This is a genomic window from Tomitella cavernea, assembly GCF_016599145.1.
Lineage (GTDB): Bacteria > Actinomycetota > Actinomycetes > Mycobacteriales > Mycobacteriaceae > Tomitella > Tomitella cavernae.
In genome coordinates this window covers 1-23,097 of record NZ_JAENKO010000055.1, presented here as the reverse complement: position 1 = coordinate 23,097, position 23,097 = coordinate 1, and the positions used below count along the sequence as shown (strand labels likewise).

Annotated in this window: 22 protein-coding genes; 21 read left to right on the top strand and 1 reads right to left on the bottom strand. The window is 72.2% G+C overall.

Features of this window, described 5'->3' with window-relative positions:
- Positions 1 to 186: 186 nt before the first annotated feature.
- The 4 genes from aroC to aroQ are packed head-to-tail and all read left to right on the top strand — an operon-like array spanning position 187 to position 3,543.
- A complete protein-coding gene (gene aroC / locus JJ683_RS16080) occupies positions 187 to 1,374 on the top strand; it encodes a chorismate synthase (protein WP_200175595.1) in 1,188 nt (395 codons plus the stop codon).
- On the top strand, positions 1,374 to 1,976 hold the full coding sequence (locus JJ683_RS16075) for a shikimate kinase (RefSeq protein ID WP_200175594.1): 603 nt from the start codon (positions 1,374 to 1,376) through the stop codon (positions 1,974 to 1,976). The genes aroC and JJ683_RS16075 overlap by 1 nt, the downstream gene beginning before the upstream one ends.
- A gap of 17 nt (positions 1,977 to 1,993) precedes the next feature.
- Entirely contained in the window at positions 1,994 to 3,118 is a 1,125-nt protein-coding gene (gene aroB / locus JJ683_RS16070; protein WP_200175593.1) for a 3-dehydroquinate synthase, read from the top strand.
- Positions 3,115 to 3,543, top strand: a complete 429-nt coding sequence (aroQ, locus tag JJ683_RS16065) for a type II 3-dehydroquinate dehydratase (protein WP_307810982.1) — start codon at positions 3,115 to 3,117, stop codon at positions 3,541 to 3,543. The genes aroB and aroQ overlap by 4 nt, the downstream gene beginning before the upstream one ends.
- A gap of 59 nt (positions 3,544 to 3,602) precedes the next feature.
- On the opposite strand, the gene JJ683_RS16060 is transcribed toward aroQ, so the two are convergent.
- Complete coding sequence (locus tag JJ683_RS16060) at positions 3,603 to 4,103, bottom strand: B-4DMT family transporter (protein ID WP_200175592.1); 501 nt, start codon at positions 4,101 to 4,103, stop codon at positions 3,603 to 3,605.
- A 72-nt stretch (positions 4,104 to 4,175) separates the two neighbouring features.
- Between JJ683_RS16060 and JJ683_RS16055 the strand changes: the two genes are divergently transcribed.
- The 17 genes from JJ683_RS16055 to JJ683_RS15975 form a co-directional block, all read left to right on the top strand.
- Positions 4,176 to 5,372 carry a M24 family metallopeptidase gene (locus tag JJ683_RS16055; protein ID WP_307810981.1) on the top strand — a complete coding sequence of 399 codons (1,197 nt, stop codon included), beginning with the start codon at positions 4,176 to 4,178 and terminating at the stop codon, positions 5,370 to 5,372.
- 154 nt (positions 5,373 to 5,526) lie between these two features.
- Complete coding sequence (gene efp / locus JJ683_RS16050; protein WP_200175590.1) at positions 5,527 to 6,090, top strand: elongation factor P; 564 nt, start codon at positions 5,527 to 5,529, stop codon at positions 6,088 to 6,090.
- 1 nt (position 6,091) lies between these two features.
- The gene (gene nusB, locus JJ683_RS16045; RefSeq protein WP_200175589.1) at positions 6,092 to 6,685 is read left to right on the top strand and encodes a transcription antitermination factor NusB; all 594 of its coding nucleotides are present in this window, start codon (positions 6,092 to 6,094) and stop codon (positions 6,683 to 6,685) included.
- A 192-nt stretch (positions 6,686 to 6,877) separates the two neighbouring features.
- Positions 6,878 to 7,534: a bifunctional pyr operon transcriptional regulator/uracil phosphoribosyltransferase PyrR gene (gene pyrR / locus JJ683_RS16040; protein ID WP_307810980.1), complete on the top strand. Its 657-nt coding sequence runs from the start codon at positions 6,878 to 6,880 to the stop codon at positions 7,532 to 7,534.
- Positions 7,531 to 8,478 carry an aspartate carbamoyltransferase catalytic subunit gene (locus JJ683_RS16035; protein WP_200175585.1) on the top strand — a complete coding sequence of 316 codons (948 nt, stop codon included), beginning with the start codon at positions 7,531 to 7,533 and terminating at the stop codon, positions 8,476 to 8,478. The genes pyrR and JJ683_RS16035 overlap by 4 nt, the downstream gene beginning before the upstream one ends.
- Positions 8,479 to 8,576: 98 nt before the next feature.
- On the top strand, positions 8,577 to 9,902 hold the full coding sequence (locus JJ683_RS16030; protein WP_200175583.1) for a dihydroorotase: 1,326 nt from the start codon (positions 8,577 to 8,579) through the stop codon (positions 9,900 to 9,902).
- Positions 9,903 to 10,460, top strand: a complete 558-nt coding sequence (locus tag JJ683_RS16025; protein WP_242474785.1) for a PH-like domain-containing protein — start codon at positions 9,903 to 9,905, stop codon at positions 10,458 to 10,460.
- Positions 10,457 to 11,611, top strand: coding sequence for a glutamine-hydrolyzing carbamoyl-phosphate synthase small subunit (carA, locus tag JJ683_RS16020; RefSeq protein WP_200175582.1), 1,155 nt, complete (start codon positions 10,457 to 10,459; stop codon positions 11,609 to 11,611). Before JJ683_RS16025 ends, carA begins: the two co-directional genes overlap by 4 nt.
- 81 nt (positions 11,612 to 11,692) lie before the next feature.
- Positions 11,693 to 15,025: a carbamoyl-phosphate synthase large subunit gene (carB, locus tag JJ683_RS16015; RefSeq protein WP_200175581.1), complete on the top strand. Its 3,333-nt coding sequence runs from the start codon at positions 11,693 to 11,695 to the stop codon at positions 15,023 to 15,025.
- A complete protein-coding gene (gene pyrF / locus JJ683_RS16010) occupies positions 15,022 to 15,897 on the top strand; it encodes an orotidine-5'-phosphate decarboxylase (protein ID WP_200175580.1) in 876 nt (291 codons plus the stop codon). The genes carB and pyrF overlap by 4 nt, the downstream gene beginning before the upstream one ends.
- Entirely contained in the window at positions 15,894 to 17,144 is a 1,251-nt protein-coding gene (locus JJ683_RS16005; protein ID WP_200175579.1) for a glycosyltransferase 87 family protein, read from the top strand. Before pyrF ends, JJ683_RS16005 begins: the two co-directional genes overlap by 4 nt.
- 456 nt (positions 17,145 to 17,600) lie before the next feature.
- Complete coding sequence (gene mihF, locus JJ683_RS16000) at positions 17,601 to 17,918, top strand: integration host factor, actinobacterial type (protein ID WP_143908163.1); 318 nt, start codon at positions 17,601 to 17,603, stop codon at positions 17,916 to 17,918.
- 5 nt (positions 17,919 to 17,923) lie between these two features.
- Positions 17,924 to 18,535, top strand: a complete 612-nt coding sequence (gene gmk / locus JJ683_RS15995; protein WP_242474784.1) for a guanylate kinase — start codon at positions 17,924 to 17,926, stop codon at positions 18,533 to 18,535.
- 67 nt (positions 18,536 to 18,602) lie between these two features.
- Positions 18,603 to 18,905: a DNA-directed RNA polymerase subunit omega gene (gene rpoZ, locus JJ683_RS15990; RefSeq protein ID WP_372435320.1), complete on the top strand. Its 303-nt coding sequence runs from the start codon at positions 18,603 to 18,605 to the stop codon at positions 18,903 to 18,905.
- Positions 18,902 to 20,167, top strand: a complete 1,266-nt coding sequence (coaBC, locus tag JJ683_RS15985) for a bifunctional phosphopantothenoylcysteine decarboxylase/phosphopantothenate--cysteine ligase CoaBC (protein ID WP_200175578.1) — start codon at positions 18,902 to 18,904, stop codon at positions 20,165 to 20,167. Before rpoZ ends, coaBC begins: the two co-directional genes overlap by 4 nt.
- 218 nt (positions 20,168 to 20,385) lie before the next feature.
- Complete coding sequence (metK, locus tag JJ683_RS15980) at positions 20,386 to 21,609, top strand: methionine adenosyltransferase (protein WP_200175577.1); 1,224 nt, start codon at positions 20,386 to 20,388, stop codon at positions 21,607 to 21,609.
- A 193-nt stretch (positions 21,610 to 21,802) separates the two neighbouring features.
- On the top strand, positions 21,803 to 23,097 hold a 1,295-nt coding region (locus JJ683_RS15975), incomplete at its 3' end, for a primosomal protein N' family DNA-binding protein (RefSeq protein ID WP_504739233.1).

Here is a 23,097-nt window from a genome sequence, read left to right as displayed (position 1 = left end):
CGGCGGGGCCTGGCTCGGCGCCGCGGCCGGCGCGCTGGTGCTCACCGCGCTGTGCGGGATCGCCGCGCCAGGCCGGTCCCGCGCGGCGGCGTGGCCGCACGGGCCGTCGATGTGCATCGCGTCGCTGGCGGCCCTGCTTGCGGCCGGATGAGGGGAAGTCGCCGGGCGCATGGCAGGATTGGGCCCGTGCTGCGTTGGACGACTGCCGGAGAATCCCACGGTCCCGCCCTCGTCGCCATGCTCGAGGGCATGGTGGCCGGGGTCGAGGTGACCACCGACGATATCGCGGGCGAGCTGGGCCGCCGCCGCCTCGGCTACGGCCGCGGCGCCCGGATGAAGTTCGAGGCGGACCAGGTCACCATCCTCGGCGGCGTACGCCACGGGACGACGCTCGGCGGTCCCGTCGCCATCCAGATCGGCAATACCGAGTGGCCCAAGTGGGAGCAGGTCATGTCGGCCGACCCCATCGACCCCGCCGAGCTCACCGATCAGGCGCGCAACGCCCCGCTCACCCGGCCTCGGCCCGGCCACGCCGACTACTCGGGCATGCTCAAGTACGGCTTCGACGACGCGCGCCCGGTGCTGGAGCGGGCCAGCGCCCGCGAGACGGCCGCCCGCGTCGCCGCCGGCACCGTGGCCCGCGCCTTCCTGCGGCAGGCGCTGGGCGTGGAGGTGGTCTCGCACGTGGTCGAGATCGGCGGCGCCGGCGCGGACGACCCCGGCGTGCCCGCCTACGACGACAGGGACCGCATCGACGCGAGCCCCGTGCGGGCCCTCGACAAGGCGGGGGAGGAGGCGATGGTCGCCGAGATCGACTCCGCCAAGAAGCAGGGCGACACCCTCGGCGGAGTCGTCGAGGTGGTGGTCAGCGGTCTGCCCGTGGGCATCGGCTCGTTCACCTCCGGCGCCGACCGGCTCGACTCGCGCCTCGCCGGAGCACTCATGGGCATCCAGGCCATCAAGGGCGTCGAGATCGGCGACGGGTTCGAAACCGCCCGCCGCCGCGGCAGCCTGGCGCACGACGAGATGGTGCCGGGCCCGGACGGCATCGTCCGCTCCACCAACCGGGCCGGCGGCCTCGAAGGCGGCATGACCAACGGCGAGCCGCTGCGGGTCCGCGCGGCGATGAAACCCATCTCCACGGTGCCGCGCGCCCTGAAGACCGTCGACATGGTCTCGGGGGACGAGGCCGTCGCCATCCACCAGCGTTCGGACGTGTGCGCGGTGCCGGCGGCCGGCGTGGTCGCCGAGTCGATGGTGGCGCTCGTGGTGGCGCAGGCGGCGCTGGAGAAGTTCGGCGGCGACGCGCTCGCCGAGACCCGGCGCAACGTGCAGGGCTACTTGAGCGCGGTCCGGGAACGGCTCGAGCACTGATGGCGCCGCGCGCAGTGATGGTGGGGCCGCCCGGCGCAGGGAAGTCCACCATCGGCCGTCGGCTCGCCGCCGCGCTGGGCGTCGGCATCGTGGACACCGACACCGAGTTGGAGCGCCAGGAAGGCCGCCCGATCCGCGCGATCTTCGCCGCCGATGGCGAGGCGGTCTTCCGCGGCATCGAAGAGGACGTGGTGCGCGAGTCCCTGCAGAACTCGGACGGCGTGGTCTCGCTCGGCGGCGGCGCGGTGCTCTCCGCGCGCACCCGCGCGCTGCTGCGCGGGCACACCGTGGTGTTCCTCGACATCAGCGCCCACGAGGGGCTGCTGCGCACCGGCATCGCCGGCCGGCTGCGCGGGCAGCCCGGCAAGGACGACGAGACCCGGCCGCTGCTGCAGGGCGACGATCCTGCAGGACGGTACCGCGAGCTCATCGGCGAGCGGCGCCCGTTGTATGAAGAGGTTGCCACGCTCGTGGTCCACACGGACAGGCGCAGCCCCGGCAAGGTGGTCCGCGAGATCGCCGAACTGCTCGAATCGACCGCAACCGACGCCGTCGGCCGCCCCGGCGGCCGGCACGGCACCCACGGTGAACAGCACCACTAGATCCCAGGAGGTCGCAGGTGAGCGATACGACGCCGGCCGAACCGGTCCGCGTGCAGGTGGCAGGGGAACGCCCATACCCGGTGGTGATCGGGCGCGGGCTGCTGGGCGACATCGTCGACGAGCTGCGTGGCACGCGCACCGTGGCGATATTCCACCAGCCCACGCTCACCGAGACGGCGGAAGTGGTCCGTGAACAGCTCGCGGACGCCGGGATCGACGCGCACCGCATCGAGATCCCCGACGCCGAAGAGGGCAAGGAACTGCCCGTCGCGGGGTTCTGCTGGGAGGTGCTCGGACGCATCGGGCTGGGACGCCAGGACGCCGTGATCAGCCTCGGCGGGGGAGCGGCCACCGACCTCGCCGGCTTCGTGGCCGCCACGTGGATGCGCGGCGTGCGCGTCGTCCACATCCCCACCACGCTGCTCGCGATGGTGGATGCGGCGGTCGGCGGCAAGACCGGCATCAACACCGACGCCGGCAAGAACCTCGTCGGCTCGTTCCACGAGCCGGCCGCCGTGTTCGTGGACCTCGCCACCCTGGAGACGGTGCCGCGCAACGAGATAATCTCCGGCATGGCCGAGGTGGTGAAGGCGGGGTTCATCGCCGACCCGCAGATCCTCGACCTTGTCGAGGCCGACCCGGAGGCGGCGCTGGACCCCGCGGGCGCGGTGCTTCCCGAGCTGGTGCGCCGGGCCATCCAGGTCAAAGCCGACGTGGTCTCGCAGGACCTGCGCGAATCGAGCCTGCGGGAGATCCTCAACTACGGGCACACGCTGGGCCACGCCATCGAACGGCTCGAACACTACAAGTGGCGGCACGGCGCCGCGGTCGCGGTGGGGATGGTCTTCGTCGCGGAGCTCGCTCGGCTGGCAGGACGCCTCGATGACGCCACCGCCGACCGGCACCGCACGGTACTGTCCGCGTTGGGACTGCCCACCACGTACGATCCGGACGCCCTGCCCGCGCTGCTCGAGCGCATGCAGTCCGACAAGAAGAACCGCTCCGGCATGCTCCGGTTCGTCGTGCTCGACGGGCTCGCCAAGCCCGGCCGGCTTGAAGCGCCCGACCCGACCCTCATCGCCGGTGCGTACTCCGAGGTGTCACGCAACAACGCGCCGGGCAGCCGCGGGGTGTTCCTGTGAGCGCCGCCCGGATCCAGGTGATCAACGGCCCCAACCTGGGGCGGCTGGGCACACGCCAGCCGGAGGTGTACGGCGCCACCACGCACGCCGACCTGGCGCGCCGGTGCACCGAGCTGGGCGCCGCCCTGGGTGTCGACGTGGTGGTGCGGCAGTCCGACCACGAAGGGCAGCTGCTCGAGTGGATCCACCAGGCCGCGGACGACGGCGATCCGGTGGTGCTCAACGCGGGCGGCCTCACGCACACCTCCGTGGTGCTGCGTGACGCCTGCGCGGAGCTGGACCGGCTGGTCGAGGTGCACATCTCCAACGTGCACGCGCGCGAGGAGTTCCGTCACCGCTCCTACCTGAGCCCCATCGCCACCGGCGTGATCGTGGGGCTCGGCGTGGCCGGCTACGACGCGGCGATCCGCTTCCTCGCGGGCTGAGCTGAGCTTCCTCGCAGGCTGAGCTGAGCGGGCTCGCGGGCTGAGGAGCCTCGGGCCCGCTACTCCTCGCCGCCGACGCCGCTGAGAGCGATATCGTGCCGCCGCTGCCGGCGCTCCTCGGCCTCCTCATCCGGGTCGGCCCCGGACTTGCCGATCCACCGGCCGAGCCCGATGCCTACGGCCGCGGGCAGGATGATCATGAGTGCGGTGCCGGCGGCGCCGGAGGTGAGGTCGAAGAACCAGGTGCGCGACCCGATGCCCTCCAACCCCGCGGCCTCGAGCAGGTGGCAGACGAATCCTGCGGCGAGTCCGGTGATGACGCCCGTGCCGATCCACCGCATGATCAGGTCGTCACGGTCCTCCACCAAGGGGTGGCGGCGAGCGTCGATCACACCGTCGATCCCGGCCCACACGAGAGCGATGAGCACCACGATCGCCAACGCCGTATAGCGCGACACCGTGCCGTGCAGGGGCGCGGTGGTGACGGCCACGCCGAGGATGATGCGCCCAACGACGTGCACCACTGTCATCACGATCGATCGCAGTACCCAACTGAACATGCACTGATACTAACGGGCCGGTAAGTTCCCTGTGGTCTGACCCACAGGTGGATGGCCGGTAGCGTATGCGGGGTGACCGATCCCCACGCGTCCCGGGCCGACCATTCGCACCCGCCGGCGCAGCACCTGCATGCGGGCAGGCGCGACGCCGTGCGCTCCGCTCTCCGCGCACACGGCGTGCCGATGCTCGTGGTCACCGACCTGGTCAACGTGCGCTACCTGACCGGGTTCACCGGCTCCAACGCAGCCCTGCTTCTCGTCGCCGACGAGTCCGCCGGCGAGAGTCCGGCGGGCGGCACGGACGGCGGCACGGTGCTGGCCACGGACGGCCGCTACACCGAGCAGGCCGCGCAGCAGGCGCCGGACGTCCGCGTGCTGATCGACCGCGACTGCACGCACGCGGTCCTGGCCGACCGCTTCGCCCGGCGCCCGGACGAGGTCGCGGACGCCGCCCGGGTCGGCTTCGAAGCCGCCGCGATGAGCGTCGCGGACCACGCGGCGCTCGCCGATCGCCTCGCGTCGTCGCCCACGGCGGTCGATCTCGTCCCGCTGACGGGCGTCGTGGAGAGCGCCCGGCTGGTCAAGGACGACGGTGAGATCGCACTCATCGCCAGGGCCTGCGCTATCGGCGATGCGGCGCTGCGCGACCTGCTCGCGGAGGGGGCGCTGGCGCCGGGCCGCACCGAGCGGCAGGTCGCACGGCGGCTCGAGTGGCTGATGTTCGAGCACGGCGCGGAAGCGATCGCCTTCGAGACGATCATCGCCTGCGGGGCGAACTCGGCCATCCCGCACCACCGGCCCACCGACGACGTACTGCGCCACGGCGACCTGGTCAAGATGGACTTCGGCGCGGTCGTCGGCGGCTACAACTCGGACATGACCCGCACCGTGGTCCTCGGGGAGGCGGACGCGTTCCAGCGGGACGTTTACGCACTCGTGCGCCGCGCGCAGGAGGCGGGGGTCGCCGCGGTGCGTGCGGGGGTCACCGGCGCCGACGTGGACCGCGCGGCGCGTGCGGTGATCGACGAGGCCGGGGCCGGGCGCCTGTTCACCCACGGGCTGGGACACGGGGTGGGGCTGCGAGTGCATGAAGCGCCGCCGGTGTCGTCCGGGGCCACCGGTACACTTCCTGCGGGCGCGGTGGTCACCGTCGAGCCCGGCGTGTACCACGCGGGCCGCGGCGGCGTCCGCATCGAAGACACCCTCGTGGTCCGCGACGGCGGTGCCGAGATCCTCACCCGCACCGGCAAAGAGTTGCGGGTCGTGTAGCCGGCGCCCGCGGTTTCGCGCCTCCCGGCCCGCGCGCCGCCGGGAGGGGTATCGGCATGCCGGGCCGGCAGGCGAGCACCCCGCACGACGGACCACCGGCGCACAGGACCGGCCTGCGCACGCGGGCGCGGCACCAGAACGAGAAAGGCAGACAGTGGCATCGACCAGTGACTTCAAGAACGGGCTCGTGCTGAAGATCGAAGGCCAGCTCCAGCAGATCGTCGAGTTCCAGCACGTCAAACCCGGCAAGGGCCCCGCCTTCGTGCGGACGAAGCTCAAGAATGTCACGTCGGGCAAGACCATCGACAAAACCTTCAACGCCGGGGTGAAGGTGGAGACGGCCACCGTCGACCGCCGCGACATGACGTACCTGTACCAGGACGGCGCGGACTTCGTATTCATGGACGCCGAGACCTTCGATCAGTTCCAGATCGGCGCGGAGCTGATGGGGGACGGCGCCCGCTTCCTGCTGGAGAACATGACGGTGCAGATCGCGTTCCACGAGGACGCGCCCCTGTACGTCGAGCTGCCGGTGTCGGTGGACCTCATCGTCAGTCACACCGACCCCGGCCTGCAGGGCGACCGCTCCACCGGCGGCACCAAGCCCGCCAGCATGGAGACCGGCGCGGAGATCCAGGTCCCGCTGTTCATCAACACCGGCGACAAGCTCAAGGTGGACACGCGCGACGGCAGCTACCTGAGCCGCGTGAACGACTGACGTGGGCGATCGGACAAGAAGGCACGGCACCCGCCACAAGGCCCGCCGCCGCAGCGTCGACCTGCTCTTCGAGGCGGAGGCGCGCGGGGTGGGACCGGCCGAGTTGGCGCGCGAGCGGCGCAGCTACGCGGCCCAGGACGACACCATCAAGACCGTGAACGAGTTCACGATGTCGCTGCTCGAGGGTATCGGAACCAACGGCGAACGGATCGACGACACCATCGCGTCCTACCTCGAGGGCTGGCGGCTGGAGCGGCTGCCGGCGGTGGACCGCGCGATCCTGCGGCTTGCCGTGTGGGAGCTGTTCTACACCGACGTGCCGCCGGTGGTGGCCGTGGACGAGGCGGTGGAGCTGGCCAAGCAACTCTCCACCGACGAGTCGCCCGCGTTCATCAACGGCGTCCTCGGCCGCATCGTCGTCGTCGCACCACAGGTGCGGGCCGCGGCGGCGGCCGTGCCCGTCGCCGAGCGGCCTGAGGCGGACGACGAGGCAGCGTCCGAGCAGAACGGCGCAGTGCCCGAGCAGGACGGCGCAGTGCCCGAGCAGGACGGCGCAGTGCCCGAGCAGGACGACACAGCACCCGGCCGGCAGTAGCCGCCCCGCCGGCGCGACGCGCGGCCGGGCCCCTCGAGTACGACGGCGCCCCGCCGACCCCCGTGGGCGGTTTCACAGCCGGTCCGCGGGGGTTTCGGCGGGGCGGCCTGCATTCGTGCTGCTATTCTGGTTCCCGCAAGACATCCTTTAACGGTCCGTCCAGTGAGGCGGAGAAGGAGGTCGCGGCTTCCCGTGCCCGCAAACGGTCCCCACAACTCTGCACCCCGCCCGGCAGGTGAGCGTGAGCTGATGTCGGCGTCCGATGTCGCCCGCACCGTCGCGCGCATGGCGCACCAGATCATCGAGAAGACGGCTCTGGACACCACATCGTCCGAGCATCCCGTGATCCTCATCGGCATCCCCACCCGCGGCGCCCCGCTCGCCGCCCGGCTGGCGGAGCGCATCACGGATTTCAGCGGTGTACGCGTCCCCGTCGGCGCGCTGGACATCACGCTGTACCGCGACGATCTCCGCGGCAAGCCGCACCGCCCGCTCGAGCGGACGTCGATCCCCATCGGCGGGGTGGACGGCGCCACCGTGATCCTCGTCGACGACGTCCTCTATTCCGGCCGCACCGTCCGCGCGGCGCTCGACGCCCTGCGCGACCTGGGCCGGCCCCGCAGCGTGCAGCTCGCCGTCCTCGTCGACCGCGGTCATCGCGAACTGCCGCTGCGCGCCGACTACGTGGGCAAAAACATCCCCACTGCACGCAGCGAGAACGTGTCGGTGCGCCTGAACGAGTACGACGGCGCCGACGCGGTCATGCTCGGCGCGCAGGAGGGGCCGATGCAGGACGCGGCAGCACCGAACGCCGCCGCCCGGGACGGCGACGGGGAGAGCCGGCCATGAAGCACCTGCTCTCCATCGGAGACCTCACGCGGGACTCCGCCGTCGACCTGCTCGACGAGGCCGACCGGTTCAAGGCGGCACTGCTCGGCCGCGAGGTGCGCAAGCTGCCGACGCTGCGCGGGCGCACCGTCATGACGGTGTTCTTCGAGAACTCCACCCGCACTCGCGCGTCGTTCGAGGTGGCCGGCAAGTGGATGAGCGCGGACGTCATCAACGTCAGCGCCGGCACCTCGTCGGTGCGCAAGGGCGAGTCGCTGCGCGACACCGCGGCCACGCTGCACGCCATCGGCGCGGATGCGCTCATCGTGCGCCACCCGGCCTCCGGCGCGCCCCGGCAGGTGGCCCGCTGGACCGCGGAGATGGCGCACGACGGCGTCGCACCCGCGGTGATCAACGCGGGCGACGGCACGCACGAGCACCCCACGCAGGCGCTGCTCGACGCCCTGACCCTGCGCGACAGGCTCGGCGGTTTCGAGGGCCGGCGTGTCGGGATCGTCGGCGACATCGTGCACAGCAGGGTGGCCCGCTCGAACGCGCTGCTGCTGACCATGCTGGGCGCGGAGGTGGTCCTCATCGCCCCGCCCACGCTGATGCCGCTGGGGGCGGACGGTTGGGGCGTCACCGTCGCGCACGACCTGGACTCCGAACTGCCGGGCCTGGACGCGGTGATGATGCTGCGGGTGCAGGCCGAGCGGATGCGCGGCGGTTTCTTCCCGAGCGCGCGCGAGTACGCGATCCGCTACGGCCTCAGCGAGACGCGCCGGCGGATGCTGCCGGAGCATGCGGTGATCCTGCACCCGGGCCCGATGCTCCGGGGAATGGAGATCGGCTACTCGGTGGCCGACTCGCCGCAGGCGGCCCCGCTCCAGCAGGTGGCCAACGGCGTGCACGTGCGGATGGCGGTGCTGTTCCGGCTGCTCGTCGGCGAACAGGCCGACGGGTAGATGGGCGTGCCGACGACAGTGCAGGGCACACGGCCCCAGGCCCTCGGGGCGCACAGTCCCGAAGGTCCGGGGGCACACATGGAAGCGAGGACGGCGGCGTGACGACGGTACTGATCACGGGCACACGCCCCTACGGCGAGGGCGACCCGGTAGACGTGCTGGTCGAGGACGGCGTGATCACGCAGATCGTCCCGGCGGGCACCCTGACGGACGCGTCCGACGCGGCGGAGGATGGCTCCGGCGCCGAAGTCCTCGAGGCGGCCGGCACCGTGCTGCTGCCCGGCTTCGTCGACATGCACACCCACCTGCGCGAGCCGGGACGCGAGGACGCCGAGACGGTGCGCTCCGGCTCGGCCGCGGCGGCCCGCGGCGGCTACACGGCCGTGTTCGCAATGGCCAACACCGACCCCGTCGCCGACACCGCGGTGGTCACCGACCACGTCTACGCGCAGGGCCGGATGGTGGGCCTGGTCGACGTGCACCCCGTGGGCGCGGTCACCAAGGGGCTCGCCGGGGCCGAGCTCGCCGAGATGGGTGTGATGGCGGCGTCGTCGGCGTCGGTGCGCCTGTTCTCCGACGACGGACACTGCATCGCCGACCCGCTGATCATGCGCCGCGCGCTGGAATACGCCCGGGGGCTCGACGTGCTCATCGCCCAGCACGCCGAGGAGCCGCGGCTCACCGAAGGCGCGGTCGCCCACGAGGGCCCCACCGCCGCCCGGCTGGGCCTCGCCGGATGGCCGCGCGCGGCGGAGGAGTCGATCGTCATCCGCGACGCGCTGCTGGCCCGCGACGCCGGTGCGCGCGTGCACATCTGCCACGCGTCCACCGCGGGGACGGTGAAGCTCCTGCGCTGGGCCAAGGAGCAGGGGATCGACATCACCGCGGAGGTGACCCCGCACCACCTGATGCTCGACGATTCCCGTTTGGAGACCTACGACGGCCTCTTCCGGGTCAACCCGCCGCTGCGCGAAGTCTCCGACGCCCGGGCGTTGCGGGCCGCTCTCGCCGAGGGCGTGGTGGACTGCGTGGCCACCGACCACGCCCCGCACGCCGCGCAGGACAAGTGCTGCGAGTTCTCTCGGGCCCGGCCCGGCATGCTGGGGCTCGAGACCGCGCTGGGCGTGGTCGCGCAGACGATGGTCGCGCCCGGGCTGCTCGACTGGCGCGGCGTGGCCGCGGTGATGAGTGAGCGGCCCGCCCGGATCACCGGGCTGCCCGACCACGGCCGGCCCATCGAGGTGGGGGAGACGGCCAACCTGACGGTGGTCGACCCGGACTCCGCATGGACGGTACGGGGAGCCGAGCTCGCCAGCATCGCGGACAACACCCCGTACGAAGAATTCACCTTGCCCGCGCGGGTGCGCGCCACCCTGCTGCGAGGCCGCGTGACCTGCGTCGACGGAAAGGTCAGGGCCGACTAGATGTTGTGGCTGAACACGATCACGGTGCTTGCGGCGGTGGCCATCTGGGCACTGTGCGTCTACCTGATGTGGAAGGGCTGGCGGCGCCGCGGCCGATTCCAGCAGGGCGCGGTGGGCGACCTGCACCCGGTCCCGCGCAAGCTGTCGCGTCCCACCGTCGACGAGACGAGCGGGCTGTACGTGGGCTCGTCGCTGGCCGGGAATTGGCAGGCGCGCGTGACCGCACACGGGCTGGGCGTGCGCGCGCCGGCCGCGCTGACCGGCTACCGCGAGGGTGTGCTGGTGGAGCGGCAGGACGCCGAGGCGCTGTGGATCCCGCGCACCGCCATCGTGTCCGTGCGCACCGACCGCAGGCTCGCCGGGAAAGTGATGACCAAGGACGGGCTGCTGGTGATCCGCTGGCGCACGGCCGGCGTCGACGGGGCAGTGGAGATCGACACCGGCTTCCGCGGCGACGACAAGGCGGTGTATCCGCGCTGGCTGGCCGAGTTCGGCGGCGACAATACGACAGACCCGGAGCAGGCCGGCCGGGAGACCGAAAGGAAGGAACAGAAGTGAGCGACGCGGTTCTCGTACTCGAAGACGGGAAGGTGTTCCGGGGCTCCGGGTACGGGGCACAGGGACAGACTCTCGGTGAGGCCGTGTTCTGCACCGGCATGACCGGCTACCAGGAGACCCTCACCGACCCCAGCTATCACCGGCAGATCGTGGTGGCCACGGCCCCCCAGATCGGCAACACCGGGTGGAATTCGCAGGACAGCGAGTCGCGTGACAACGACGGCACGCCCACCGACAAGATCTGGGTCGCCGGCTACGCCATCCGAGAACCCTCGCGGACTGTGTCGAACTGGCGGGCCGACCGCGGCGCGCTCGAGGACGAACTGGTGCGGCAGGGCATCGTCGGCATCTCCGGCATCGACACCCGTGCCGTCGTCCGCCACCTGCGCGACAAGGGTGCGATGCGCGCGGGGATCTTCTCCGGCTCCTCGCTGGGGCCCGTGGACGGCCTGCAGCGCATCGTGCAGGCCCAGCCGGAAATGCTCGGCGCCGACCTGGCCCGCGAGGTGAGCACCGACTCGGGCTACGTCATCGAGCCTGCGGGCGCACCGCGCTTCGAAGTGGCCGCGGTGGACCTGGGCATGAAGGCGTCCATCCCGGAACAGCTCGCACTGCGCGGGTGCCGCGTGCACGTGCTGCCGTCGACCGCCACCGTCGATCAGGTCGAGGCCATCCGGCCCGACGGGTTCTTCCTGTCCAACGGCCCCGGCGACCCTGCCACCGCCGACGCCGCGGTGCAGCTCACGCGCGGCGTCATCGGCAAGGGCATCCCGATGTTCGGCATCTGCTTCGGCAACCAGATCCTGGGCCGCGCGCTGGGCCGGCGCACATACAAGATGCGCTTCGGCCACCGCGGCATGAACATCCCGGTGATCGACGAGGCCACGGGCCGCGTCTCGATCACCTCGCAGAACCACGGCTTCGCACTCGAGGGCGAGCGGGGCGAGGAGTTCGACACGCCTTTCGGCCGTGCGCGGGTGAGCCACGTGTGCGCTAACGACGGCACCGTCGAAGGCGTCGAACTGCTCGACGGCACCGCGTTCTCAGTCCAGTACCACCCGGAGGCCGCGGCCGGCCCGCACGACGCCCGCTACCTGTTCGACCGGTACGACGCGCTCATGGCCCGCGCCGGGAAGTCGGGCGGCAAGTGAACGCCCCGCCGAAAGCGGCGCCCACGCCGCCCCGTCGCACCCCCGCCGCACAGACCTTTACAGGAAGGCAGGCCTGAAGTAATGCCACGCCGCAATGACATCGCACACATCCTGGTGATCGGCTCCGGCCCCATCGTCATCGGCCAGGCCTGCGAGTTCGACTACTCGGGCACCCAGGCCTGCCGCGTGCTCAAGGCCGAGGGCATGCGCGTCACGCTCATCAACTCCAACCCGGCAACGATCATGACCGACCCGGAGTACGCGGACGCCACCTACGTCGAGCCGATCACGCCCGAGGTCATCGAGAAGATCTTCCTCCGTGAGCGGGAGCAGGGCCATCCGATCGACGCCGTCCTGGCGACCCTCGGCGGCCAGACCGCCCTCAACGCGGCCGTGCAGCTCGACGCGCAGGGACTGCTCGCCAAGCACGGCGTGGAGCTCATCGGCGCCGACATCCCCGCCATCCAGCGCGGCGAGGACCGGCAGATGTTCAAGGACATCGTCGAGTCCGTCGGCGGCGAGAGCGCACGCTCCCGTGCCTGCGACACGATGGACGAGGTGTACGAGGCCGTCGAGGAGTTGGGCCTGCCGGTGGTGGTGCGCCCGAGTTTCACCATGGGTGGGCTGGGCTCCGGCCTGGCGTTCACCTACGAGGACCTCGACCGGATCGCCGGCGGTGGCCTGGACGCCTCGCCCACGGCGAACGTGCTCATCGAGGAGTCGATCCTCGGCTGGAAGGAGTACGAGCTCGAGCTGATGCGCGACGGCAAGGACAACGTCGTCATCGTCTGCTCCATCGAGAACGTCGACGCCATCGGCGTGCACACGGGCGACTCGGTGACCGTCGCCCCGTCGATGACGCTCACCGACCGCGAGTACCAGAAGATGCGCACGCTGGGCATCGAGATCCTGCGGGCGGTCGGCGTGGAGACCGGCGGCTGCAACATCCAGTTCGCCGTCGACCCCGCCGACGGCCGCATGACCGTCATCGAGATGAACCCGCGCGTGTCCCGCTCGAGCGCGCTGGCCTCGAAGGCCACCGGCTTCCCCATCGCCAAGATCGCTGCGCGGCTGGCCATCGGCTACACCCTCGACGAGATCGTCAACGACATCACGGGCGAGACGCCCGCGTCATTCGAGCCGACGCTCGACTACGTCGTCGTCAAGGCCCCGCGTTTCGCGTTCGAGAAGTTCCCCGGCGCGGACGGCACGCTCACCACCACGATGAAATCGGTGGGCGAGGCCATGGCAATCGGCCGCAGCTACTCCGAGGCCCTCGGCAAGGTGCTGCGCTCGCTCGAGCACGGCGGCACCGGGTTCTGGACGGTGCCCGACCCCGATGGCGACACGGTGGACGCGGCCCTCGAACGCCTGCGCACCCCGCGTGAGGGACGCATGTACGACATCGAGCGCGCACTGCGGTACGGCGCCGGCATCGACCAGGTCCACGAGGCCTCGGCGCTCGACCCGTGGTTCATCGCCGAGGTCGAAGGGCTGGTGGAGCTGCGCTCCCGGATCATCGACGCCCCGGTGGTGGACGAGGCCCTGCTGCGGCTCGCGAAGAACGAGGGTCTGTCGGACCGTCAGATCGCGGTGCTGCGTCCCGAGCTCGCCGGCGAGGACGGCGTACGCGACCTGCGCCACCGGCTGGGCGTGCGGCCCGTGTACAAGACCGTCGACACCTGTGCCGCGGAGTTCGAGGCGAAGACCCCGTACCACTATTCGACCTACGAGCTGCACGCGGACGGCCAGTCCGAGGTGGCCGAGCAGCGCGTCAAGCCGAAGGTGCTCATCCTGGGCTCCGGCCCCAACCGGATCGGGCAGGGCATCGAGTTCGACTACTCGTGCGTGCACGCGGCCACCACGCTGTCCGACGTGGGCTACGAGACGGTGATGATCAACTGCAACCCGGAGACCGTCTCCACCGACTACGACACCGCCGACCGGCTCTACTTCGAGCCACTGACCTTCGAGGACGTCCTCGAGGTCTACCAGGCGGAGTGCGCTTCCGGCACGGTCGCCGGGGTCATCGTGCAGCTCGGCGGCCAGACGCCGCTGGGGCTGGCGGAGCGCCTCGAGGCCGCCGGGCTGCCGATCGTCGGCACCACCCCCGGCGCCATCAACCTGGCGGAGGACCGCGCCGAGTTCGGCAAGGTGCTGACGGAAGCGGGGCTGCCGGCGCCGCGGTTCGGCACCGCCACCACCTACGAGCAGGCCCGCGCCATCGCCTCCGACATCGGCTATCCGGTGCTCGTGCGTCCCTCCTACGTGCTGGGCGGCCGAGGAATGGAGATCGTCTACGACGAGGCCTCGCTCGAGGGCTACATTTCCCGCGCCACCGAGCTGTCCTCCGACCACCCGGTGCTCGTCGACCGCTTCCTCGAGGACGCCATCGAGATCGACGTGGACGCCCTCTGCGACGGCGACGAGGTGTACCTGGGCGGGGTGATGGAGCACATCGAGGAGGCCGGGATCCACTCGGGCGACTCGGCGTGCGCACTGCCGCCGATCACCCTGGGCCGCCAGGACGTCGAGGCGGTGCGCCGGTCCACCGAGGCCCTCGCCAAGGGCATCGGTGTCCGCGGCCTGATGAACGTGCAGTACGCGCTGAAGGACGACGTGCTCTACGTGCTCGAGGCCAACCCGCGCGCCAGCCGCACGGTGCCGTTCGTGTCCAAGGCGACGGGTGTCCCGCTCGCCAAGGCGGCCGCGCGGATCATGCTGGGCGAGTCGATCGCACAGCTGCGCGCCGCGGGCGTGCTGCCGGCCACCGGCGACGGGGGCACGGTGGCGGAGGAGGCGCCCGTCGCGGTCAAGGAGGCCGTGTTGCCGTTCAACCGGTTCCGCAAGGCGGACGGCACCGGCATCGACACCCTGCTCAGCCCTGAAATGAAGTCCACGGGCGAGGTCATGGGTATCGACAAGGACTTCGGCACCGCCTTCGCGAAGAGCCAGATCGGAGCGTCGTCTGCGCTGCCCACCAGCGGCACGGTGTTCGTGTCCGTCGCCAACCGGGACAAGCGTGCCATGGTGTTCCCGGTCAAGCGGCTCGCCGACCTCGGCTTCACCGTCCTCGCCACGGTAGGCACCGCGGAGATGCTGCGGCGCAACGGGATCAAAGCCACCGAGATCGCCAAGTTCTCCGACGAACGCGACGGGCAGGACTCGATCGTGGAGTTGCTGCGCGACCACAAGGTGGACCTGGTGATCAACACCCCGTTCGGCACCTCGGGCCCCCGCGTGGACGGGTACGAGATCCGCAGCGCCGCCATCGCCACGTCCACGCCGTGCATCACCACCGTGCAGGGCGCGGCGGCCGCGGTGCAGGGCGTCGAGGCGATGATCCGCGGCGAGATCGGCGTGCGCTCGCTGCAGGACCTGCACGCGCACCTGCGCGCCGGCGCGGGCGCGTGACCGCGTCCCGCCCGGACGCGGCCGGGTTCGCCGGCCGCCTGCGCACGGCCGTCGCGGAGCGGGGCCGGCTGTGCGCGGGGATCGATCCGCACCCGGAGCTGCTCGAGGCCTGGGGCCTGCCGCGCAGCGCCGACGGCCTGGCGGCGTTCACGGACGTGTGCGTGCGGGCACTGGGCCGGTCCGTCGCGGTGGTCAAGCCGCAGGTCGCGATGTTCGAGGAGTACGGCGCGGCAGGGCTCGCGGTGCTCGAGGACGCCGTGGCGCGGCTCCGCGAGGCCGGCGCGCTGACGCTGGCCGACGCCAAGCGCGGCGACATCGGGTCGACGATGGCCGCCTACGCCCGTGCATGGCTGACCGACGGCGCACCGCTTGCGGTCGACGCCATGACCGCGGTCCCGTATCTGGGACTCGGGGCGCTCGCGCCGGCCGTCGACCAGGCGCGCGGCACAGCCCGCGGCGTGTTCGTGCTCGCGCGCACCTCCAACCCGGAGGGCCGCGCGGTGCAGACGGCGCGGCTGACCGGCGATCGGGAACCCGCCGGCGACGGCGGTGGGCCCGCGCCGGGCGGGGTCAGCGTCGCGCAGTCGATCGTCGACGGGGCGGCGGGGGACGACACGGGCACCCTCGGGCTGGTCGTGGGCGCCACGCGCGCCCACGGGCTGCGCCTCGACGGGTTCACCGGGCCGATCCTCGCGCCCGGCCTCGGCGCCCAGGGCGCGTCGGCGTCCGACCTGCCCGGCATCTTCGCGGGCGCCACCGGGCTGCTCATTCCGAACTCGTCGCGCGCCATCCTCCAGGCCGGCCCCGATCCGGACCGGGTGCGCGCAAGCGCCGAGCGGACCCGTGATGGGATCGAGGCCGTGTTGCGGTGACCTCGCGGGGCAGGTGGCTCGCCGTCGTAGCGTGCGCGGTGGCGATCACCGCGCTGTTCCGGCTGTGCGACACCGTCCACGGCATCGACCTTCGGGTGTATTTCGAGGCGGGCCGCGCCGTGCTCGCCGGAGACGGCCTCTACGGCGGGCCGCAGGGCGCCGCACGGGTGCCGTTCACCTATCCGCCGTTCGCCGCGCTGGCCGCCGTACCCCTCGCCGCGACGGGGTGGAATGCGGCGCAGTGGCTTTGGGCCATCGTCAACGTGTGCGCACTGTCGGTGGGCGTGGCCGTGGGATATCGCGCGTTCCTGACCGGCCGGCGCCGCCGCACGTGGTGGCTGCTCGGGCTGACCGGGTTCTGGGCGGCCTCGGGACCGGTGGCGGATCACCTCGGCTACGGGCAGGTGGGCCTGCTGCTGATGGCGGTGTGCCTCGTGGACGCGGACCGCGCCGTGCGGCTGCCCCCGTGGCTGCCGCGCGGAGTCCTCACCGGCGCCGCGGCCGCGGTGAAGCTCATCCCCGCCGCCTATCTGGTCGTGCCGCTGCTGCTGCGCCGGTGGCGCACGGCCGCCGTCGGCGCCGCCGCCGCGGCCGCCTGCACCCTGCTGGCGCTGGCCGTCCTGCCGGGCCCCACCCGCGCGTACGTCGTCGACGTGGTGCCGGGACTGGCCGGCCGGGTCGGGGTGGGCGACCCCGCCGTGGCGGGCAACCAGGCCCTGCGCGGCATGGTGCTGCGCACGCTGCCCGCAGACGCGTCCGATCGGGCCGTCCTCGCCGCCTGGGCGGCGGCCTGCCTGCTCATGGCGCCGTTGACGGTGTGGGGCGCAGTGCGCGCCGCGCGTTCGCGGGGACCGGTGGCCGCGCTGGTCGTCGTCGCGCTGGGCGTCGAGCTGATGCTGCCCGTGGCCTGGACCCACCACTACGTGTGGCTGGTGCCCGCCGTCGGCCTGCTGTGGGCTCCACCCCGGTCCGCGGCGTCGGCTATGCGGACCGGGGTGCGGGCCTCGCGCGCTCTCGCCGCCGTGGTGACGATCGCCGCCTTCGCCCGCACGGCGCCGCTGGTGGCCCAAGGAGGGACGGGCATCGCCGTGCTCGACCGGCTCGGCACCGAGGCGATCATGCTCGCCGCGGCCGCCGCGATGATCGGGCTGGCAGCGCCCGGGGGACAGCCGAAGCGGCTTGCGGGGGAGCGGCGTACCCGAGCATGGGAGGGCCGCAACGGCCCGGGGCGCCCGCACGCCCCCTGAGGCCGGTGCGCTTCCGTACCGCCGTCGACGTGCGTCGATCCCGCACGACACGCGCGGGATGCGCGTGGCGCAAATATTTTTTCGCCGTCCCCAAGCGGGGACGGCGATCCCACGGCCCCGTCGCGGCACGACGCGGCGCCACCTGCGGCATTCCTGACCGCCCGGCCCGCGCCCATGCCCCGTGAACTGCACAAACGGACTTTCCTCCGGGTGGCCTCGTCGCGGCGCGGGCGGCGACGACACGCACCGGGGCACCCGTCCGGGACCGCACGCCCGGGCCATCCGCGGCGACGATGCGGGCCGACCAGGGCGGGGGCGGGTTCGCAATTGCCCCAGGCGCTGAGTACGGTCTCAATCGCTGCTGTCCACCTGCGGTGATCGCGCCACTTGCGCGACCGGGACGCGCGGTGGACGATGCAGACCGATGATCCACGTACACGACGAGACGGAGGAACCGTGGCCCTTCCCCAGTTGACCGACGAGCAGCGGGCTGCTGCTCTGGAGAAGGCGGCAGCCGCTCGCAAGGCCAGGGCTGAGCTCAAGGAGCGCCTCAAGCGCGGCGGCACCGACCTCAAGCAGGTGCTCAAGGACGCCGAGACGGATGAGATCCTTGGCAAGATGAAGGTCTCCGCGCTGCTCGAGGCCCTGCCGAAGGTGGGCAAGGTCAAGGCGCAGGAGATCATGACCGAGCTCGAAATCGCCCCCACCCGCCGCCTGCGCGGCCTCGGCGACCGTCAGCGCAAGGCCCTGCTGGCCAAGTTCGACTTCGAGTGATCCCCATGGACGCACGCACCGATCCGGTGCCGATGCGCCCGAACGACGGACCGAGGGGCCGGCTGGTGGTACTGGCCGGCCCCTCGGCCGTGGGCAAGTCCACCGTGGTCCGGGAGCTGCGCCGGCGCGTGCCGGACCTGGTCTTCAGCGTCTCGGCCACCACTCGCGCGCCCCGGCCGGGGGAGGTCGACGGCGTCGACTACCACTTCGTCGGCGACGATGGATTCCAGCGCATGATCGACGGCGGCGAGCTGCTCGAGTGGGCGGAGATCCACGGCGGGCTCCAACGGTCCGGGACGCCGGCCGCGCCCATCCGCGACGCGCTCGCGCAGGGCCATCCGGTGCTGCTCGAGGTCGATCTGGCGGGCGTGCGGCAGGTGCGCGCCGCCAGACCGGACGCCTGCTTCGTGTTCCTCGCTCCGCCGAGCTGGGACGACCTGGTGGCCCGCCTCACCGGGCGCGGAACGGAGGATCCGACCGTCGTGGCCCGCCGGCTGGAGACCGCCCGGACCGAGCTGGCGGCGCAGGACGAGTTCGACCACGTCGTCGTCAACGACAGCGTCGACCACGCCGTGGACGAGTTGGTATCATTGATGATCGGTCCCGGGCAGGGATGATCCCCCTTCACAATCACAACCACCGCCGCAACCGGATTGTCAGGCAGTGATGTCAGGAGAAATGCGAGTGAGCAGCAAGGTCGATGCAGGCGAATCCGCGGTGGCCGAGGCCGTGCGGCCGTACGACACCCCGCTGGGCATCACCAATCCGCCCATCGACGAGCTTCTCGAGCGCGTGTCGTCGAAGTACGCGCTCGTGATCTACGCCGCCAAGCGGGCACGCCAGATCAACGACTACTACAACCAGCTCAGCGAGGGCATCCTCGAGTACGTCGGCCCGCTCGTCGAGCCGGGCCTGCAGGAGAAGCCGCTGTCCATCGCCATGCGGGAGATCCACGCCGATCTCCTCGAACACACCGAAGGCGAGTGAGCGGCCCTTCGGCGGCACCCCGGCGCATCGTCGTCGGGGTGGGCGGCGGCATCGCCGCCTACAAGGCGTGCTCGGTGATCCGGCACTTCACCGAAGCCGGGCACACTGTGCACGTCGTGCCCACTGAGGCGGCGCTGGCCTTCGTCGGCTCCGCCACCTTCGAGGCGCTCTCGGGCAATCCGGTGCACACCGGAGTCTTCGCCGATGTCCCGGCCGTGCCGCACGTGCGCCTTGGTCAGGAGGCCGACCTGGTCGTGATCGCTCCGGCCACGGCCGACCTGATGGCGCGGGCCGCCCACGGCCGAGCGGACGACCTGCTCACCGCGACCCTGCTCACCGCGCGCTGCCCCGTCGTGTTCGTGCCGGCGATGCACACCGAGATGTGGGAGCACCCGGCCACCGTCGAGAACGTGGCGATGCTGCGGTCCCGCGACGCCGTCGTCGTCGAACCGGCCTGGGGGAGGCTGACCGGCGCCGATTCAGGAGCGGGACGTCTCCCGGACCCCGGCGAGATCTGCACCCTCGCAGATCTCATCCTCGAACGTTCCGACGCGGTGCCCCGCGACCTCGAGGGGGTGCGCATGGTGGTCACCGCGGGCGGCACTCGCGAGCCGCTCGACCCGGTGCGTTACCTGGGCAACCGCAGCTCGGGCAAGCAGGGCTACGCGCTGGCCCGGCTGGCCGCGCAGCGCGGCGCCCGGGTGACCCTCATCGCCGCGGCATCGACGGGCCTTCCCGACCCGCCGGCGGTCCGTGTCGAGCGCATCGGCACCGCCGCCGAGCTCCAGACCGCCGTCGACGACGCAGCCCGGGACGCGGAGGTGGTGATCATGGCCGCCGCCGTCGCAGATTTCCGGCCTGCCGCCCGCGCCGATGCGAAGATGAAGAAGGGCGCGGCGAGCGAGCCCGATGCGGTGCCGCTCACGCACAACCCCGACATCCTCCAGGGCCTCGTCACACGCCGCGGCGACGGGGGACTGCCGGCAACGCGGGTCATCGTCGGCTTCGCCGCGGAGACCGGCGACGCCGACGGCGACGCCCTGCACCATGGCCGCGCCAAACTCGCGCGCAAGGGCTGCGACCTGTTGGTCGTCAACACGGTAGGGGACGACCGGACCTTCGGCCTCGACTCCAACGACGGGTGGCTGCTGTCCGCCGACGGGTCGGAACGTGCCATCGAGCACGGGTCGAAATCGCTGATGTCCAGCCGCATTCTCGACGCGGTGACCGCCTTGCTCGGCGACGGCCACTGTCGCCGCTGATCCCCGCACGCCGCGGGGCCGGAGCCTGCCCGGCCGCCCCCGCACGGCGGACCCCTTGCAGCCCCGGGACGGCCGGGAGGCATAAGGTCGGTGGGTACCCGTTTCATCCTGGCTGATGACGAGAGCCCTCATACCAGCCTCAACGGCGGGCAGGCCGCGCACAGCGCGCGCCGTGCGACACACGAGAAGCGATCCGCGACGAGAGCCTTGGGAGAGAAATGTCAGTGAACGACCCGGGACATCGGCTGTTCACCAGCGAGTCGGTGACAGAGGGCCACCCGGACAAGATCTGCGACGCCATCAGCGATTCGATCCTCGACGCGATGCTCGCCGCCGACCCTGCCAGCCGCGTGGCCGTGGAGACGCTGGTGACCACCGGCCAGGTGCACGTGGTGGGCGAGGTGACCACCGGCGCCTACGTCGACATCCCGCACATCGTGCGAGACAAGGTGCTCGAGATCGGCTACGACTCGTCGTCGAAGGGGTTCGACGGCAACTCGTGCGGCGTCAACATCGCCATCGGCGCCCAGTCGCCCGACATCGCCCAGGGCGTCGACACCGCCTACGAGTCGCGGGTGGACGCCTCCGACGACGCGATCGACAGGCAGGGCGCCGGCGACCAGGGCCTGATGTTCGGCTACGCCTGCCGCGACACCCCCGAGCTCATGCCCATGCCCATCGCGCTGGCGCACCGGCTGTCGCGTCGGCTCACGGCCGTGCGCAAGGACGGGGTGCTGCCGTACCTGCGGCCCGACGGCAAGACGCAGGCCACCATCGAGTACGCGGGCGATCGTCCGGTGCGCCTGGACACCATCGTCGTGTCCACGCAGCATGCCGCAGACATCGACCTGGACAATATGCTGCTGCCCGACATCCGCGACAAGGTCCTGGCGCCCGTGCTCGCCGACATCGCCGAATCCGGGGCCGCCCTCGACACCTCCGACGTCCGCCTTCTGGTCAACCCCACCGGCAAGTTCGTACTCGGCGGGCCGATGGGCGACGCTGGCCTGACCGGCCGCAAGATCATCGTCGACACCTACGGTGGCATGGCCCGCCACGGCGGCGGCGCCTTCTCCGGCAAGGACCCGTCCAAGGTGGACCGCTCGGCCGCATACGCGATGCGCTGGGTGGCCAAGAACGCCGTGGCCGCCGGGCTGGCCGAGCGTATCGAGGTGCAGGTGGCGTACGCGATCGGCAAGGCCGCTCCGGTGGGCCTGTTCGTCGAGACCTTCGGCACCGAGCAGATCGACCCCTCGAAGATCCAGTCGCTCATCGCCGAGGTGTTCGACCTGCGCCCCGGCGCCATCGTGCGCGACCTGGACCTGCTGCGGCCGATCTACGGACAGACCGCCGCCTACGGGCACTTCGGGCGCATCGATATCGACCTGCCGTGGGAGCGCACCGACAAGGCCGACGAGCTGCGCGCGCTGGCGGGGCTGTAGTCGCAGCCGAAACTCCGCACCGACCAAGCATCCCGTGCGCGTTCCGGCGCGTGACACGGCACGGGATGCTTGGTCGGCGGCATGTCGAGGGGGAGCGGTGACGGACGCGACGCGAGAAGGGTCCGACGCCGCCGACGTCGGGGCCGGCGCATCCGGCCCTGCCGTGACGCTGCCGGTGGCGCGGGTGCTGCCGATGGTGCAACCGCCGCACCTGGACCGCACCTTCGACTACCGCGTTCCGGAGACCCTCGACGGCGCGGCGCAGCCGGGCGTGAGGGTGCGCGTACGGTTCGCGGGGCGCCTTATCGACGGGTATGTGCTCGAGCGCGTCGCCGACACCGCGCACGAGGGCAGGCTCGGCACCATCGAACGGGTCGTCTCACCGCTGCCGGTGCTCCCCGCCCGGCTCTCGGAACTGTGCGAGGCGGTGGCACGCCGCTACGCGGGCACGCGCGCCGACGTGCTCCGGCTCGCGGTTCCCCCCCGGCACGCGCGCGCTGAGTCCGCCGCGTTGGACGCCCTGGCGAAACGCGCCGCGGCACGGCCGGAACAGGAGCACGCCCCGACAGGACACGACCCCCTGCCACCGTCGCCGGAATGTGGGGACGAGGGCTGGGCGAGGTACCTCCACGGCGCCGCGTTCATTGACGCCGCCCACGCGGGCCGCGCGCCGCGCGCCGTGTGGCAGGCGGTGCCCGGTGAGGACTGGGTGCTGCGCATCGCCGAGGCCGCCCATGCCACGTTCACCGGCGGACGGTCGGCGGTCGTCGTGGTGGCAGACCGCCGCGACCTGGACCGCGTGGCGGCCGCGCTGCGCGGGCTGTGCGCCGGGTCTGCCGGCGCTGCGTCCACGGCAACGGGGGCCGGAGGCCCGGTGGTGGAACTGGCCGGCGGGCTGGGCCCGCAGGCACGGTACCGGCGCTGGGTGACGGCCCTCGCCGGCCCGCCCTGCATCGTCGTCGGCAACCGCAGCGCGGTGTTCACCCCTGTGACGCGCCTGGGACTCGTCGCGCTGTGGGACGACGGCGACGATCTGCTGTCCGAGCCGCGCTCGCCCTACCCGCATGCGCGCGAGGTGGCGCTGCTGCGCGCCGACGCCGCCGGTTCGGGATTCCTCCTGGGCGGGCATGCGCGCACGGCCGAGGCACAGTCGCTGGTCGATCACGGATGGGCGCAGGATTTGCTCGCCCCCCGCAACGAGGTGCGGCGGGCGTCACCGCTCATCCGGGCGCTGGCCGACAGCGAGCAGGCCCTCGCGCGCGATCCCGCTGCGCGCCGGGCGCGGTTGCCGGCGATCGGATTCCAGGTGGCCCGCGACGCGCTCGCTGCCGAGCGGCCCGTACTGGTCCAGGTGCCCCGCGCCGGATACATCCCCGTGGTGGCCTGCGCGCAGTGCCGGGAACCGGCCCGGTGCCGGCGGTGCGCCGGGCCGCTAGGCCTCCCTCCGCCGCGCCCGGCCGCCACCGCCGCGGGCGGCGACGGGGAGGA